Annotated in this window: 14 protein-coding genes; 5 read left to right on the top strand and 9 right to left on the bottom strand. The window is 65.4% G+C overall.

From position 1 onward, the window contains the following. Nucleotides 1-8: 8 nt before the first annotated feature. The 4 genes from HAP47_RS14640 to rfaD form a co-directional block, all read right to left on the bottom strand. The gene (locus HAP47_RS14640) at nucleotides 9-1,922 is read right to left on the bottom strand and encodes a nucleoside-diphosphate sugar epimerase/dehydratase (RefSeq protein WP_173637627.1); all 1,914 of its coding nucleotides are present in this window, start codon (nucleotides 1,920-1,922) and stop codon (nucleotides 9-11) included. An 83-nt stretch (nucleotides 1,923-2,005) separates the two neighbouring features. After that, complete coding sequence (locus HAP47_RS14635; protein WP_173637628.1) at nucleotides 2,006-3,286, bottom strand: O-antigen ligase family protein; 1,281 nt, start codon at nucleotides 3,284-3,286, stop codon at nucleotides 2,006-2,008. 8 nt (nucleotides 3,287-3,294) lie between these two features. Further along, entirely contained in the window at nucleotides 3,295-4,767 is a 1,473-nt protein-coding gene (gene rfaE1 / locus HAP47_RS14630) for a D-glycero-beta-D-manno-heptose-7-phosphate kinase (protein ID WP_173637629.1), read from the bottom strand. A gap of 18 nt (nucleotides 4,768-4,785) precedes the next feature. Next, complete coding sequence (rfaD, locus tag HAP47_RS14625) at nucleotides 4,786-5,766, bottom strand: ADP-glyceromanno-heptose 6-epimerase (RefSeq protein ID WP_173637630.1); 981 nt, start codon at nucleotides 5,764-5,766, stop codon at nucleotides 4,786-4,788. Between the two features lie 135 nt (nucleotides 5,767-5,901). Between rfaD and waaF the strand changes: the two genes are divergently transcribed. Next, on the top strand, nucleotides 5,902-6,966 hold the full coding sequence (gene waaF / locus HAP47_RS14620; protein ID WP_173637631.1) for a lipopolysaccharide heptosyltransferase II: 1,065 nt from the start codon (nucleotides 5,902-5,904) through the stop codon (nucleotides 6,964-6,966). On the opposite strand, the gene HAP47_RS14615 is transcribed toward waaF, so the two are convergent. Further along, nucleotides 6,948-7,988, bottom strand: a complete 1,041-nt coding sequence (locus HAP47_RS14615) for a glycosyltransferase family 4 protein (protein WP_173640497.1) — start codon at nucleotides 7,986-7,988, stop codon at nucleotides 6,948-6,950. The two genes, waaF and HAP47_RS14615, sit on opposite strands and share 19 nt — an antisense overlap. A gap of 137 nt (nucleotides 7,989-8,125) precedes the next feature. Here HAP47_RS14615 and galE point away from each other — a divergent pair, with 137 nt between their 5' ends. The 3 genes from galE to HAP47_RS14600 all read left to right on the top strand — a co-directional run bounded on the left by galE (nucleotide 8,126) and on the right by HAP47_RS14600 (nucleotide 11,797). Continuing rightward, nucleotides 8,126-9,139 carry a UDP-glucose 4-epimerase GalE gene (galE, locus tag HAP47_RS14610; RefSeq protein WP_173637632.1) on the top strand — a complete coding sequence of 338 codons (1,014 nt, stop codon included), beginning with the start codon at nucleotides 8,126-8,128 and terminating at the stop codon, nucleotides 9,137-9,139. A gap of 108 nt (nucleotides 9,140-9,247) precedes the next feature. Then, a complete protein-coding gene (locus HAP47_RS14605; RefSeq protein ID WP_173637633.1) occupies nucleotides 9,248-11,059 on the top strand; it encodes an ABC transporter ATP-binding protein in 1,812 nt (603 codons plus the stop codon). 36 nt (nucleotides 11,060-11,095) lie between these two features. Continuing rightward, the gene (locus HAP47_RS14600; RefSeq protein WP_173637634.1) at nucleotides 11,096-11,797 is read left to right on the top strand and encodes a fumarylacetoacetate hydrolase family protein; all 702 of its coding nucleotides are present in this window, start codon (nucleotides 11,096-11,098) and stop codon (nucleotides 11,795-11,797) included. Nucleotides 11,798-11,858: 61 nt separating this feature from the next. Here HAP47_RS14600 and HAP47_RS14595 read toward each other — a convergent pair whose 3' ends face one another. Continuing rightward, nucleotides 11,859-12,125: a hypothetical protein gene (locus HAP47_RS14595; protein ID WP_173637635.1), complete on the bottom strand. Its 267-nt coding sequence runs from the start codon at nucleotides 12,123-12,125 to the stop codon at nucleotides 11,859-11,861. 180 nt (nucleotides 12,126-12,305) lie between these two features. After that, nucleotides 12,306-12,539, bottom strand: a complete 234-nt coding sequence (locus tag HAP47_RS14590) for a hypothetical protein (RefSeq protein WP_173637636.1) — start codon at nucleotides 12,537-12,539, stop codon at nucleotides 12,306-12,308. 207 nt (nucleotides 12,540-12,746) lie between these two features. Here HAP47_RS14590 and HAP47_RS14585 point away from each other — a divergent pair, with 207 nt between their 5' ends. Next, complete coding sequence (locus HAP47_RS14585) at nucleotides 12,747-13,019, top strand: hypothetical protein (protein WP_231168881.1); 273 nt, start codon at nucleotides 12,747-12,749, stop codon at nucleotides 13,017-13,019. Here the strand turns inward: HAP47_RS14585 and HAP47_RS14580 are convergent. Both HAP47_RS14580 and HAP47_RS14575 read right to left on the bottom strand, forming a co-directional pair. After that, complete coding sequence (locus HAP47_RS14580; RefSeq protein ID WP_231168880.1) at nucleotides 13,016-13,399, bottom strand: SPW repeat protein; 384 nt, start codon at nucleotides 13,397-13,399, stop codon at nucleotides 13,016-13,018. The two genes, HAP47_RS14585 and HAP47_RS14580, sit on opposite strands and share 4 nt — an antisense overlap. A 25-nt stretch (nucleotides 13,400-13,424) precedes the next feature. Then, a complete protein-coding gene (locus HAP47_RS14575) occupies nucleotides 13,425-14,762 on the bottom strand; it encodes an MFS transporter (RefSeq protein ID WP_173637638.1) in 1,338 nt (445 codons plus the stop codon). Nucleotides 14,763-14,883: the final 121 nt, after the last annotated feature.

Genomic DNA, 14,883 nt, shown 5'->3' with positions numbered 1-14,883 from the left:
CGGCGCGGTCAGGCGGCATTCGATCCGAACTCGGGCACGGCGTCCTGAAGAACGGCACGGATGGTCACGCGGTCATCCCTCTCGATCGCATCTTCCAGCGCCGCGAGCCACTTGCGCAGCGTCGACATCGGAGGCTGGTTCGGCTTGGCGGCCATGACGCCGGCAACGCCGATTTCGAGCGTCGGCTCCTGGCTTGCGAACAGGATCTCGTTCAGCCGCTCGCCGGGACGGATGCCGCTGAACACGATCTCGACGTCGACGCCCGGTTGCAGGCCCGACAGGCGGATCATCCGCTCGGCGAGATCGACGATCTTCACCGGCTGCCCCATGTTCAGCACATAGACCGAGACGTCAGGTCGCGCCGGCGTCATGGCGTGCGTCGCGGCGGTGATCACGAGATCGCAGGCTTCGCGGATCGTCATGAAATAACGGACCATGTCCGGATGGGTCACCGTGATCGGCCCGCCGGCCTCGATCTGGGCCTTGAATTTCGGCACCACGGATCCGTTGGAGGCCAGCACGTTGCCGAACCGCACCGAGATCAGCCGCATGTGCGACTTACCCCTGGCCTCGGTCATCAGGTCATGATCCATCGCCTGACAGTACATCTCGGCGAACCGCTTGGTCAGGCCGAGCATCGACACCGGCTCGATGGCCTTGTCGGTCGAGATCATCACCATGGCGCTCGCGCCTGCGGCACGCGCCGCGTCGGCGACGTTCACGGAGCCGAAGATGTTGGTCTTGACCCCTTCGCTCCAGTCGCGCTCCAGGATCGGCACATGCTTGAGCGCCGCGGCATGGAACACGATGTCGGGCTTGAACTCGCTCATCAGGCGCGTGATGCGCTCGCGATCCCTGATGTCCGCGATCCGGCCCTCGATCTCGGGGCCGCTGTCGCGCGCGGATAGCGCCTCGGTGACCGCATAGAGCGCCGGCTCCGAGTTCTCGACGACCAGGAGACGCGCCGCGCCGAAGGTCGCGACCCTCTCGCAAATCTCCGCACCGATCGAGCCGCCGCCGCCGGTCACGATGACGGACTTGCCCTTCACCAGCGACTCGAGCCGCGCATAGTCGATCCTCTGGCTCGGGCGCAGCAGCAGGTCTTCGACCGCGACATTGGTGAGCCGTGGCGTATCGCCGCCCTCCAGCGACGGCAGGCGGCTGACCATCAGACCGAGCCGCTTGGCGCGCATCAGCACGCTTTCCGGATGCGCATCCGGCTCGAAGGCCGAGGGCGTCATGATCACGCGCTTGATCGGCCGCCGGCGGCTCTCGAAATCCCGAATCACGGCTTCGATATCATCGACGCCGCCGACCACGGGAATGTTGCGGATCATCTGGCCGCGGTCCGCGGCCGACGGCGAGAGCACGCCGACCGGCCAGAGCCGCTTGATGGCGCCGTTCTCGATGCCGCGCAGCACGACTTCCGCGTCGGCCGTGCGTCCGACCAGCAGCGCCGACGCGGCATTGTCGGATCGGGCATGAAGTCGCGTGCGCGAAGCGCGGAAGTAGCGATAGCCGAGGCGCAGCGCGCTCAGCGCGAACACCTCGAGGAAGAAGAACAGGATGATCGTGACACGGCCGAGGAACACCGGACTTGGCGAATTCGCTCCGGTGAAGAAGTAGACGTAATCCACCACGACCAGTGCCAGCGTCAGCACCGCTGCGACCCGCAGGATGTTCACCGCGTCCGGCAGCGAGGTGAAGCGCCATTTCGCCGTGGTCAGATTGGAGAAATAGCTGACCACGACGCTGAACAGCACGAACCAGGGCAGAATGCGCAGCAAATGCGGCAGCCGATCGGTAAGCAGGCTGCCCTCGAAGCGCAGATAAAAGCTCGCCAGCAACGCAAACGTCGTCGCGAGCGCGTCATGCGCCAGAATCAGGAAGTTGCGCAGGTGGAATTGTGAAAGGCGCGTCATCTAACGGACGGGTTGCTGGCAACTGGGAGTTCGCGACGGGACATTGGCAGGCTGTAGCGTATCTGCGGAGCCCTTGCCAGCGATCATGGACGGATCGGAGGCTCGGGTTCCATATCCGTCCCCAATCGCCCCTTCAACGCCATGCCGCCCGCAACGCCGACGCCCAGCACGTACATCCAGCCTTCATGAAAGTCGAAGATGTGTGAATTAAACAACGAACTTGAAATATTCTGTACCACGACGAGAAGCCCGATCCAGTTGACGAGACCGTCGCCGCGGAACAGCAACAGGTGCAGCAGCCACATCGCGTACAGTATCGCTACACCCACAATGCCCCACTGAACGGCGACGTTCAACGTTTGATTGTGGGGGTTTCCGATCACTTCGGCGGAAGCCTGGTTCACGCCGCCGGCCGCGACGCGCTCGAACAGGCCCCGCGTCGCTCCGGTGCCGTGGCCGATGACCGGTGCCTCGGCGAAGAAGCCGAGCGATTTGCGCCAGAATTCGAGCCGCAAACCAAGCGACGTCGGCTCGTTGCGCTCCATGTAGAGCTTGTAGTCGCGCTGGAATGAATCGGCCGTCGCGCGCAGTTGCGGCGAGGCATACCACGCCGCCACGGACAACGCACCGGCCGCACACAGGATCAGGGCGATGCTGCGCCAGCGCAAATGCAGCAGCGCAAACACCGCGAACATGATCGGGATAGTCACCAGCGCGGTCCGCGACACCACCACGAACGCCATGTTGGCAAGCAGGCTGAGCGCGATCCCGACCAGCAACACGGCCGGCAGAACGCGATTGGCCCGCAACAGCATCACGATCGGATAGGCCAGCGCGACCGCGCACAGCGTGAATTCCTGGCTCTGGTCGATGTAGTTCTTGACGAAGACGCCCTGCTCGCCGGGCGCCGGCGCCCGCAGCGCGAGGTGGGGATAGGCAAGCACCAGCCACGAAATCAGCATCAGCAGCGTGCAGGAGACGAGGAAAGCCACGAACACCCATGTCCCACGGGCCGAGCGCTGGAAGTGATAGAGCAGGACCGGAAGCACCAAGAGCTTTGCGGTCGGCCCGACCGCGTACAATCTCGCGCCCCAGGCTGCGTCCGACCAGAGCGTTCCGGCGAGCGCGAGGCAAAACAGCGCGATCGGCGCCACGCAGATCGGCCGCTTCAGCAGCGTCCAGAACGCCCGCAGGTCGACGGTCGGCGCAATCGAGATCAGCAGCACCACGCCGAAGATGCCGACCAGCGAGGTCGACCACGGCAGCGACAGCGCAATCAGGACCGCGACCACGTCGGTCGCACTCTGCCAGCGCGCCGGATCGCGCCAGGCCGGGCACGCCGCGGCGCCTGCCGGGGATGCCATGCTCGCGCTCACGCCTTGCCCTCGCGAGCCCGGGCAACCAGCGACGTCGTGCTGTGGCCCTGCAGAATCTCGACCAGCACCACCTCGCCGCCGCCGGCCTCGACGATCTCGTGGCCGACCACCTGCTCACGGGTATAGTCGCCGCCCTTGACCAGCACGCTCGGCCGCACCTTCGTGATCAGGTTGATCGGCGTGTCCTCCTCGAAGATTGCGACGAGGTCGACGGCTTCCAGCGCCGCCAGCACCTCGGCCCGGGCGCGCTCGTTCTGGACCGGACGCCCCTCGCCCTTCAGCCGCTTCACCGAGGCGTCGCTGTTCAATCCGACGATCAGGCGGTCACAGGCGCTCCGCGCGGCGGTCAGCACCTGGACGTGGCCCGGATGCAGGATGTCGAAACAGCCATTGGTGAAGCCGATCCGCAGATCCTGCCTGCGCCATTCCTCGAGATACGCGTCGATATCGCCGCCGGCCGGGACGATCTTCTCCTCGGCCGCCAGCGAGGCGTGCGGCAGGATCCTTCGCCGCAACTCGGCGGACCTGACGATCGCGGTACCGGTCTTGCCGACCGCAACCGCGGCTGCGGCACTCGCGATCCGCAGCGCGCCGTCCCAGTCGGCACCAGCAGCCAGCGCCAGCGCCAGCGCCGCAGCGACGGTATCGCCGGCCCCGGAGACGTCGCGCACCTTGACCGGCAGTGCCGGCACGTGGATCGAACCGCCCTCCCGCGTCACCAGCGTCATGCCGCGCTCGCCCTGCGTCACCAGCATCGCCTCGCAATCGGCGAGGACCATCGCATCGGGCGCGGCCTGCGCGATGCTGTCCTGGCTGTCGGCACCGCTGCGGGTCGCCTCGGCGAATTCCTTCCGGTTCGGCGTCAACACGGTCGCGCCGCGATAGATCGCGAGGTTGGCGCTCTTGGGATCGACGATCACGCGCTTGCCCGCCTGGCGCGCGGCGTCGATCACGTTGCGGATCACGCGCGCGGTCAGCACGCCCTTGGCGTAATCGGACAGCAGCACGATGTCGGCGCGCGCAAGGTGCGGCAGGATCGCATCGATCAGCTGCTGCTCGATGGCGGGCGCGGCCGGCGCGGCCAGCTCCCAATCGGAGCGCAGCATGTGGGTCGAGAATTGTTCGGAGACGAAGCGTACCTTGCGCGTGGTCGGACGCGCGGCGTCGCGCACCAGCACGGTCTCGATCCCCGCCTCTTTCGCCAGCGCTTCGGTCAATACCGTTCCGGCGGCATCCTCGCCGATCAGGCCGACGAAGATGCAGCGGCCGCCGAGCGCGGCGATATTGCGCGCGACGTTGCCGGCGCCGCCGATATTGATCTCGCTGCGCCTGACCGCGATCACCGGCGCCGGCGCCTCCGGCGAGATCCGCGACACCTCGCCGTACACGAACTCGTCGAGCATCAGGTCGCCGACGCAGAGCACGGTCTGGCCGGACATTGCACGCGAGATCGCTTCAAAATCGAACATCAGTCACCGTCATCCGCTCTAGCGATAGCGATCCGCGCGATCGAGAAAGCCGTTCACATAGGCCCCGACCGCATCTTCCAACTGCGTAAAACCGCCATTGTATCCGGCGCGCCCGAGACGATCGACGACGCTCTGGGTGAAATATTGATAACTGCCGCGAATCTGCTCGGGCATGTCGACATACTGGATGTTCGGCTGCAGGCCGAGCGCGCCGTAGGCCGAGACGATCAGGTCCTTGAAGCTGCGCGCCTTGCCGGTGCCGACATTGAAGAGGCCGGAGACCCACGGCGTTGCGACCAGCCACATCATCACCCGCACGACGTCGTCGACATAGATGAAGTCGCGGCGCTGATCGCCATCGGCGATGCCCTCGCGATGCGACCTGAACAGCTGTACGACGCGGCCCGCCTTGATGTCGTCGAAGCGGCGCGCCAGCACGCTCATCATCGTGCCCTTGTGATATTCATTCGGGCCGAACACGTTGAAGAATTTCAGCCCCGCCCATTGCGGCGGCAGAGGTTCGCCTTTCGCAGCGCGCTCGGCGACGGCGAGGTCGAACAGGTTCTTGCTCCAGCCATACAGGTTCATCGGCCGCAGACGCTTGAGCGCCTCCACCGAACCATCGTCGTCGAAGCCCTGGTCGCCGTCGCCATAGGTGGCCGCCGACGAGGCATAGATCAGCGGGGTTCCGGTCGCGGTGCACCAGTCGAGCAGCCGCATCGAGAGACGGAAATTGGTCTCGATCACCAGATCGCCGTCGGTCGCGGTGGTCGCCGAGATGGCGCCGAGATGGAGGACGGCATCCAGCTGCCGGGCCTGCAGCCAAGCCATCAACTCGGTCGGCGGCACGAAATCGGCGATCTGGCGCTTGGCCAGGTTCCGCCACTTGCCGTCGTCCCCAAGAATGTCGCAGACCGCAACGTCGCTGCGCCCGGCGTCATTCAACGCGGCCACGACGTTCGATCCGATAAAACCGGCGCCCCCGGTTACCAGAAACATGATGAAATCCCGCCAGATTCCTTTGCAGCCGCCAGCTTTGCCCCACTCCCGCGCCACAGGCAACGACGGCTTTACCTCACTTCGCGAAGCGGTTACCGACTTGGCCGCGCCGATCCGGCTTTGGCCTGTTTAGAAATGAATATTGATTCAATATCTGACATCGAAACCCAGGACACCGAGGATACCAGACCGATTCTCGTCGTGCCCTATGTTTGGATCGGCGATTTCGTGCGCGGCCACACCGTGGTCAGGGTGCTCCGCAAGCGCTGGCCCAACCGGCCGGTCGACCTCCTGACCAGCCGGCTTTGCGCCCCTTTGGTCGATTACATGCCCGGGGTCCGTGCCGCCGTGGTGTTCGACCTGCCGCGCAGCCGGCTGGCGCTGGCCCGGCAGCGGGCGCTGGCGGCCGAGTTTCGGAAGCGGAACTACGCCACCGCGCTGGTGCTGCCGCGCACCTGGAAGGCGGCCATCGCGCCGGCCCTGGCGGGCATTCCGGAGCGGGTCGGCTTCTTCGGCGAGGCGCGGTTCGGCCTGATCAACGCGATGCGATGGGGCGAGAAGAAGCAGCCGCGCTTCATCGACAAGAACGCTATCCTGGCGCTGCCCGATGGCACCCCTCGGCCGCCCGAATGGCCGGTGCCGCAGCTGCGGGTTCCCGCCGACGAGGTCGGCCGATGGCGGCAGGCCAACGGCCTCGGTGCCGGTCCGGCGATCGCACTCGGACCCGGCTCGGTCGGGGTCTCGAAACGCTGGACCTATTATCCTGAAGCCGCCCGGTTGTTCGCCGAACACGGCTTCGACGTCTGGGTGGTCGGCGGCCCCGGCGAGAAGGCGCTGGCGCAGGAGATCGCCGCTGTCGGCGGCGCGCGGGTCCGCGATCTCACCGGTACCGATCTGCGCAACGGCGTGCTGGCAATGGCCGCGGCCAGCGTCGCGGTGACCAACGACTCCGGGCTGATGCACATCGCGGCCGCGATCGGCACCCCGACCATGGGCATCTTCGGCCCGACCGATCCCTATCTCTGGGCGCCCCTCAACGGCCTCGCCGCCACGGTGCAGCAGACCAAAAGCAAGCTGCCGTGCCAGCCGTGCCAGCGCACGGTCTGCACCATGAACGACCATCGCTGCATGCGCGACATCGCCCCCGAAGACGTCGTCGGGATCGCCGAGCGCGTACTGGCTCAGATCAGCGCGCGATAGACCTTAGCGATCGCGTTCGCCTCCGCATCGAGGCTGAACTTATCCACAACTCGTTGGCGTGCCCGCGCCCCCATCGAAGCGGCCGATGCCGGATCACGCATCAGGGGCTCCAGTGCCGCCACCAGCGCGTCGGCGTCCCCGGGCGGCGTCAGTACGCCGGTGACGCCGTCTTCGACCACGAACTCGGCAGCGCCCGCGCGTGCGGCCACCAGCGCCGCGCCTGCCGACATCGCCTCGATCAAGGTCAGGCCAAAACCTTCATTGCGCGAGGTGAAGGCATAGATCGTCAGCCGCTGGTACCAGCGCACGACATCCTCGATCGGCAGCTCACCCGTGATGATGATGCGCGATTGCAGGCCGGCGGCCGCGATCTTCCGCTTCAGCTCATTGGCAAAGGCCTGCTGCTCCGGCACCACCGCGCCGACGATGACGGCGGTGAAATCCGGATAGCGCGGCAGCAGCCTGCACATCGCCTCGACGAACACGTCGCTGCCCTTCTGCGCGCGCACCCGCCCGAAGCAGCCGATCGCATAACGGCCCGGCAATCCGCTTTCCGCGAAGGCGTTCGCACGATCGGCCGGCGGCGCGTAACGATCGGTATCGACGCCATGCATCACCACGGTGGCTTCGCGCTTCAGATAGGAGGCCGACAGCGGGCTGGTGGCGATGATGGCATCCATGTTGCGGATCAGCCAGCGCGTCAGCCAAGCGTGATGGCGCTGCGCGGCTGACGTGAACAGCAGTTTCAGCGGCCAGCCAAGCGCCCGCAGCGCGAGCCCGACAATCATCTCGTCATTGCGCCGCGCGTGCCAGATCACAGGCCGGGCGCGCCGCCACAGCCGCATCAGATCGACCAATCCGATCGCGTCGATGCCGTCGGGCCGATGCGAGCCGAGCCAGCCTGCGCGAAACACTTTGGCAAGCTTCGGCGCGACCATGCGGTTGGTCGCGGTGACACCCGAATAGCGTCGGTGCAGATTGGGCACGATGAGCACAAGCTCGCCGGCAGGTGTGTTCTCGATCGGCACGCAAGTCTCCGTTTCGTGCCAGTTCCTATACGCAACATTAAGCATAGTGGCCAGTTCGGCCGCCGCGAAACCCCCTCTTCACCGCACTCCCGCTAGCATCACCGGTCAAAGATATCGGGAGAGCTCCATCCATGACCGTGCTCGTGACCGGCGGTGCCGGCTATATCGGAAGTCACATGGTTCATGCGCTGGTCGATGCCGGCGAGAGCGTCGTCGTCGTCGACAATCTTTCCACCGGCTTTTCCGCGTTCCTGCCCGAAGGTGTTCCGCTGTTCATCGGTGACGCCGGCGACGAGAACCTCGTCGAGGGCGTGATCGCGCAGCACGGCATCGACAGCATCATCCATTTCGCCGGTTCTGTCGTTGTGCCGGACTCGATGCGCGATCCGCTCGGCTACTACCGCAACAACACCATGACGACGCGCAGCCTGCTCAACGCGGCGGTGAAGGGCGGCGTCAACCGCTTCATCTTCTCCTCGACCGCGGCCGTCTACGGCAATCCGGACCAGGTGCCGGTGCCGGAGATCGCGCCGACGCGTCCGCTGTCGCCCTACGGCTCGTCGAAGCTGATGACCGAGATCATGCTGCACGATGTCGCCTCCGCCCATGGCATGAGCTACGTCGTGCTGCGCTACTTCAATGTCGCCGGCGCCGACCCGAAGGGCCGCGTCGGTCTTGCCACCATCGGCGCCACCCATCTGCTCAAGATCGCGGTCGAGGCCGCGACCGGCCAGCGCGCCAAGATCGACGTGTTCGGCACCGACTACCCGACCCAGGACGGCAGCTGCGTGCGCGACTTCATCCATGTCAGCGACCTCGTCGAGGCGCATCGCTCGGCGCTGTCCTATCTGCGCGGCGGCGGGCAATCGGTGACGATGAACTGCGGTTACGGCCGCGGCTATTCCGTGCTCGAGACCATCGAGGCGGTGCGCCGGGTCTCGATGCGCAATTTCGCGGTCGCCTACGCCGCGCGCCGGCCCGGCGACATCATGACCATGGTTGCCGATACGACCCGGATCCGCTCGCTGCTCGACTGGACCCCGCGCTACGACGATCTCGAGACCATCGCGAACCACGCGCTGGCCTGGGAGGAGAAGTTGTTCCGGGAGCGCGGTGGCGCTGCGCGACAGGCAGAATCGGCCTAAAAATCAAGCCGTTATCAAGCCGTTATTGTGCTTGAAAAAGCCCCGCCAAGCGGGCAAGGAGGTCCGCAACCCTGACGGCCGGCGCTGCCTGCCGTCAATGGAACGCGGATGGCTCAGTTTCCAAAGAAAATTACCGACGATCCCTATGGCGCGGCGATCCTGATTCGCCGTCTGGTCACGGAACAGGGGATCACCTATTGGCGGCGCTACCTGACGGCATTCGCCCTGATGGCCGTTGCGGCCGGCTCGACGGCCGGCGCCACTTACGTGCTCGGCCAGGTGATCAACCAGGCCTATGTCGACAAGAACATCCCCGGCATCGCGATGTTTGCCGGGGTCACGGTGGTGCTGCTGTTCATCAAGGGCGTGGCGACCTACGGCCACATGGTGATCCTGTCGAAGATCAGCAACGCCATCCTGGCGCGGAATCAGCGGCAATTGTTCGCCAAGCTGATGAGCGAAAGCATCGGCTTCTTCTCGCAGCGGCACTCGTCGGAATTCCTGGCGCGGCTCACCGCCGGCGCCAAGTCGATCACCGACGTGCTCAACATGCTGGTCAATGCGATCGGCCGCGACTTCCTGATGCTGATCAGCATGGTCGCCGTCATGGTCTGGCAGGACCCGCTGATGTCGTTCATCGGGCTCGTGGCGGTGCCGCCGGCGATGCTGGTGCTGCGCAAGCTGGTGAAGCGGATCAAGGGCCTCGCCTACAACCAGTTCACCGGCACCGCCGACATCATGGAGACGATGCAGGAATCGCTGCAGGGCATCCGCACCGTGAAGGCATTCACGCTGGAAGACACCATGCAGCAGCGGATCGACGAGAACATCGCGATCGTCGAGCGCAATGCCAACAAGATGGCGCATGTCGCCAACCGCTCCAACCCGCTGATGGAGATGCTCGGCGGCTTCGCGGTCGCCGGCTGCCTGATGTATGGCGGCTACAGCGTGGTGGCGCTCGGTTCCACGCCTGGCCAGTTTTTCACGTTCCTGACCGCCTTCCTGATGGCGACTGAGCCGGCCAAGCGCCTGGCGCGGCTCAACATCGATCTCAACAGCCAGCTGGTCGGCGCGCGGATGCTGCTCGAGGTCGTCGACAGCCCCGCAAGCGAGCAGGCCGACGACGACAAGCCGGCGCTCAAACTCTCCGACGCGCGGATCGAACTACGCGATGTCAGCTTTGCCTATCGGCCCGGTGAGCCGGTGCTGAACCGCTTGAGCTTCATGGCCGAGCCCGGCAAGGTCACCGCGCTGGTCGGCCCCTCCGGCGGCGGCAAATCGACGGTGCTCGCCCTGCTGCTGCGCTTCTACGAGACGCGCGAGGGCGACATCCTGATCGACGGACAGTCGATCCTGTCGGTCTCGCGCAAGTCGCTGCGCCGGCAGACCGCCTATGTCGGCCAGGACGTCTATCTGTTCCGCGACACCATCCGCGCCAACATCGCCTTCGGCAAGCCGGGCGCCACCGAGGCCGAGATCGTCGACGCCGCCAAGGCCGCTTGCGCGCACGACTTCATCATGAGCTTCCCGCTCGGCTACGACACGCCGGTCGGCGAGCACGGCACGCAACTGTCCGGCGGACAACGCCAGCGCATCGCGGTCGCCCGCGCGCTGGTCAAGAACGCGCCGATCATCCTGCTCGACGAGGCCACCGCCGCGCTCGACTCGGAGTCCGAGAAGCAGGTGCAGGAGGCGATCGAGCATCTCTGCCAGGGCCGCACCACGATCGTGATCGCGCACCGCCTGCACACCATCATGCACGCCGATGCGATCCTGGTGGTCGAGGGCGGCGAGATCGTCGAGCGCGGGCGTCACGAGGATCTGCTGCGCCGCGGCGGCCGCTACGCCTCGTTCTTCCGCCTGCAGCATCACCACGACCCATCCCCGCTGGCATTGGCGCCGATCAGCGCCACGGGCTAGACCGATCAAATCCACCCCAAGAGCAGCGAGACCCACATGAACGCCGCCTCCACCGTCATTCCGCTTCCCCCGCAGCCCTCGCTCCCCGTCGTCGGGGAATCCGGCGTCTATCCGGTCCGCCGCATCTGGTGCGTCGGCCGCAACTACCTCGAGCATATCAGGGAGATGGGTAATGACGAGCGAGCGCCGCCGTTCTTCTTCGGCAAGCATGCCGACATGCTGGTGCCGGATGGTGCGACGATCCCCTATCCGCCGCTGACCAAGGACCTGCATCACGAGGTCGAGCTGGTGGTGGCGATGAAGAGCGGCGGGCTCAACATTCCCGCCGACAAGGCGCTCGAGCATGTCTACGGCTATGCCGTCGGCATCGACCTGACCCGCCGCGACCTGCAGATCGCCTCGCGCAAGAAGGAGCGGCCCTGGGAGATCGGCAAGTCGTTCGACTATTCCGCGCCCTGCTCCGCGATCCAGCCGGCGTCGAAGATCGGTCATCCCTCCAGCGGCAGGATCTGGCTCACCGTCAACGGCAAGGAAGCGCAGAAGGGCGACCTCACCGAATTGATCTGGAACGTGCCTGAGATCATCTGGCAGCTCTCGCAGCAGGTGAAGCTCGCCGCCGGCGACATCATCATGACCGGCACGCCCGCCGGCGTCTCGCAGCTGCAGGTGGGCGACAAGCTCGAATGCGGCGTCGACGGCGTCGGCACGCTGAAAGTATCGATCGGCAAGCCGGAATAGACTTCGAATCCGATCCTCCAGCAGACCGCGGCCCCGAACCAAATTCGGGGCCGTTGCTGTATCAGAATTGCTCGTGGCCGGGATGATTGGGGTCGCCGAGATATCCGCCGCCTCCGCTGCCACCCGCACTGTCACCGCTGTAACCCGTTCCAAGCGAGGGCTGCGGATCGACCGGCTGGCGGTGCGGGCCGCCCGAACCGCCCGGGGGCAGTTTCGCGCCGACATTCTTCGGCGGCGTCATGTGAAGTCCGCCCGCATTTGCGGAGCTCAGCGCGGTAACGCCGAACGCGACAACGGCAGCGAAAGCAAGAAGCGAATTGCGTGTCATGCGACGTCTCCTTGAACTCGGGCCGGGGCACCATGCGCCAGCTCCGACGCCGCACGCTTCGCACGATTGCACTGGCTTGGCTGTGAGGTGGGTCACTCCCATTCCACGGCCACTTCCCGGCGACATCGCATCGCCCGGGAAACCCCGGGCCAGAGGTCCGGGGCTTTCCGCTGCGCGTGGTCAGCGCATCGTGCCGGGCATGCAGGGCGGCTCGGTGAAGGGCGCAGTTGCGAACGATCCGACGTTCGGCGCGCGCACGCAATCGGTCGTCTTGCTACTGACCGGTGTCGTCGTCGACGTCGTCATCGAAGCATGGGCGCGCCGCATCGCAGCATTGTTGCTGGCAGCGGACGCCTGAACCGAATAGGCAGCTGCCGCAACCAGAGCAAGCGTCACGAAGGTCAATTTGGTCATTGGATTTCTCCGCACGTGGATGAAGCCGACCGAGCTCGGCTCCTGTGACCAATGACTGTAGATGCCGAGAAATTATTTCATCACGCGCGATCACCGAACCGCGAGCGCCTGATCACATCAGGCGGATCGGGGAATACCGGAACGCGAGAGGCGCTCCATTTCATCAAGGCCGCGCGCAAACGCGGCGATGACGGCATGGAGATTCTGATGAGCGATCTTCGACGATTTGGCAGAGGACTTGGCCTGGCTGCAATCCTGACCATGGCAGTGACGACCTCCTGCTTCGCACAGGCGGCGGTTCGGGAGCCCAGTGCATTTGCCTCAAACGAAACCGCGACCCGACCATGGTCGGCGCCCCTCGGTCATCGCCAGCCGCGCGCTGCCGACATTCCGGCAGCGGCGTCGGCATCGCAGCAGATCATCGATCAGGAGGACGCGACCGTCGACCGCAAGATCAAGAGCATTTGCCGCGGCTGCTAGCTTCTAACGCTCCCCTGATCCTGCGCTGCGGCCGGACCAAGATGCGTCTTCTCGTACTCGAGCCACAGCTCGAGCAGCGCCATGAATGCGACCACCGCACCCGCGGCGATGGCAAAATGCATCGCGCGGGTGTGCGTGAAGCCAAGCAGCCAGGGCGAGGCGATCAGCCAGCATCCGACCAACAGATTGATCCATTCCTCCCAGATCGAGAACGCGACGATCGCCGCCAGCGACATGATTGCGATCGCGGCACCGCTGATCCTCAGATCGATCGCCGCCGTCGGGTTGGCGCGCACGAACAGCCACGGCGCTGCGAGCAGGAAGATCGCTGCGACGAGGTTATAGAGATCGAGCGCGGACTCCTTTCGCCATTTCACCATCTGCTTCTCCCATGCTGTGTTCAACTCACCGCTGCTGATGCGCGGCGGCGGCATTGATGTCCTTCCCGGTGTAGTCGGTCATCAGCGCGGTTGCGACCAGCGTGATGACGGCGCAGAGCGCGATATAGATCGAGATCGCCGTCGCCGAATGATAGGTGCCGAACAGCCACGCCGCGATCAGCGGCGCGGGACCGCCGGCGATCACCGATGCGAGCTGATAGCCGAACGAGACGCCGCTGTAGCGCAGGCGTCCGGTGAAGCTCTCGGCGATCAGGGCGGCCTGCGGGCCGTACAGCATGTCGTGCGGAATGAGCGAGAGAATGATCGCCAGGAAGATGATCGCCGCCGATCCCGTGTTCAGCATCGCAAAGTAGATGAAGCCGAAGATGCCGGTCGCCACCGCGCCGATCATGTACATGTTCTTGCGGCCGATCTCGTCGGACAGATGCCCGAACACCGGAATCGAGACGAACGACAGCACCGAGGCCGAGAGCACCGCGATCAGCAGGAAGTCGCGCGACACGTGCAGCGTTCCGATGCCATAGGAGAACACGAAAGCGGTGAAGATGTAGAACGGCGCCTGCTCGGCCATCCGCGCGAAGGCTGACAGCAGGATCTCCTTCGGATGATCTCTGATCACCGTCAGCATCGGCGTGCGGTCGAGCTGACGCTCGGCCACCAGCTTGGCGAAGACCGGCGTTTCGAGAATGCCGAGCCGGATGTAGAGGCCGACGCCGACCAGAATGATGCTGAGCGCAAACGGGACGCGCCAGCCCCATGCCAGGAACTGGTCGCCCGACATCTGGCTGAAGGCCAGCACGGCAAGATTGGCGAGGAACAGCCCGCAAGGCACACCGAATTGCGGCCATGACGCGATCAGGCCGCGGGAGCGATCGTTGCGCGCCCATTCCATCGACATCAGCACCGAGCCGCCCCATTCGCCGCCGACGCCGACACCCTGGATGAAACGCAGCACGGTGAGGATCACGGCGCCCCAGATGCCGATGCTGGAATAGGTCGGCACCAGTGCGACCGCCGCGGTCGCCAGTCCCATCAGGAGCAGCGTCGCGATCAGCGTCGACTTGCGGCCGATGCGGTCGCCATAGTGCCCGAAGATCGCGGCGCCGATCGGCCGCGCGACGAAGCCGACCGCGTAGATGGCAAAGGCTTCCAGCGTGCCGACCCAGGGATCGGAAAGCGGAAAGAACAGTTTTGCGAAAACCAGCCCGGTGACGGTGCTGTAGAGGAAGAAGTCATACCACTCGATCGCGGTCCCGATCGTGGAGGCGATCACCGCGCGGCGCAGCTGGAGCTGGTGCTCGGATGGCGTGAGTTGGGTCGAGTCGAGGCCAAGTGTCGTCATGGGAGCATCTCCCTCGGACAAGCCCCCGGACGGATTCTGACTGTTTGGGTCGTTTGAGTACGAACGACATGACGGCAGCGAAGGTTCCAACAGAAGGGAATGCGCAGGCTAGAACTTTAGT

The sequence above is a fragment of the Bradyrhizobium sp. 41S5 genome (assembly GCF_011516665.3).
In the GTDB taxonomy this organism is placed as follows: Bacteria; Pseudomonadota; Alphaproteobacteria; order Rhizobiales; family Xanthobacteraceae; genus Bradyrhizobium; species Bradyrhizobium quebecense.
This window is presented reverse-complemented; position numbering and strand designations above follow the sequence as displayed.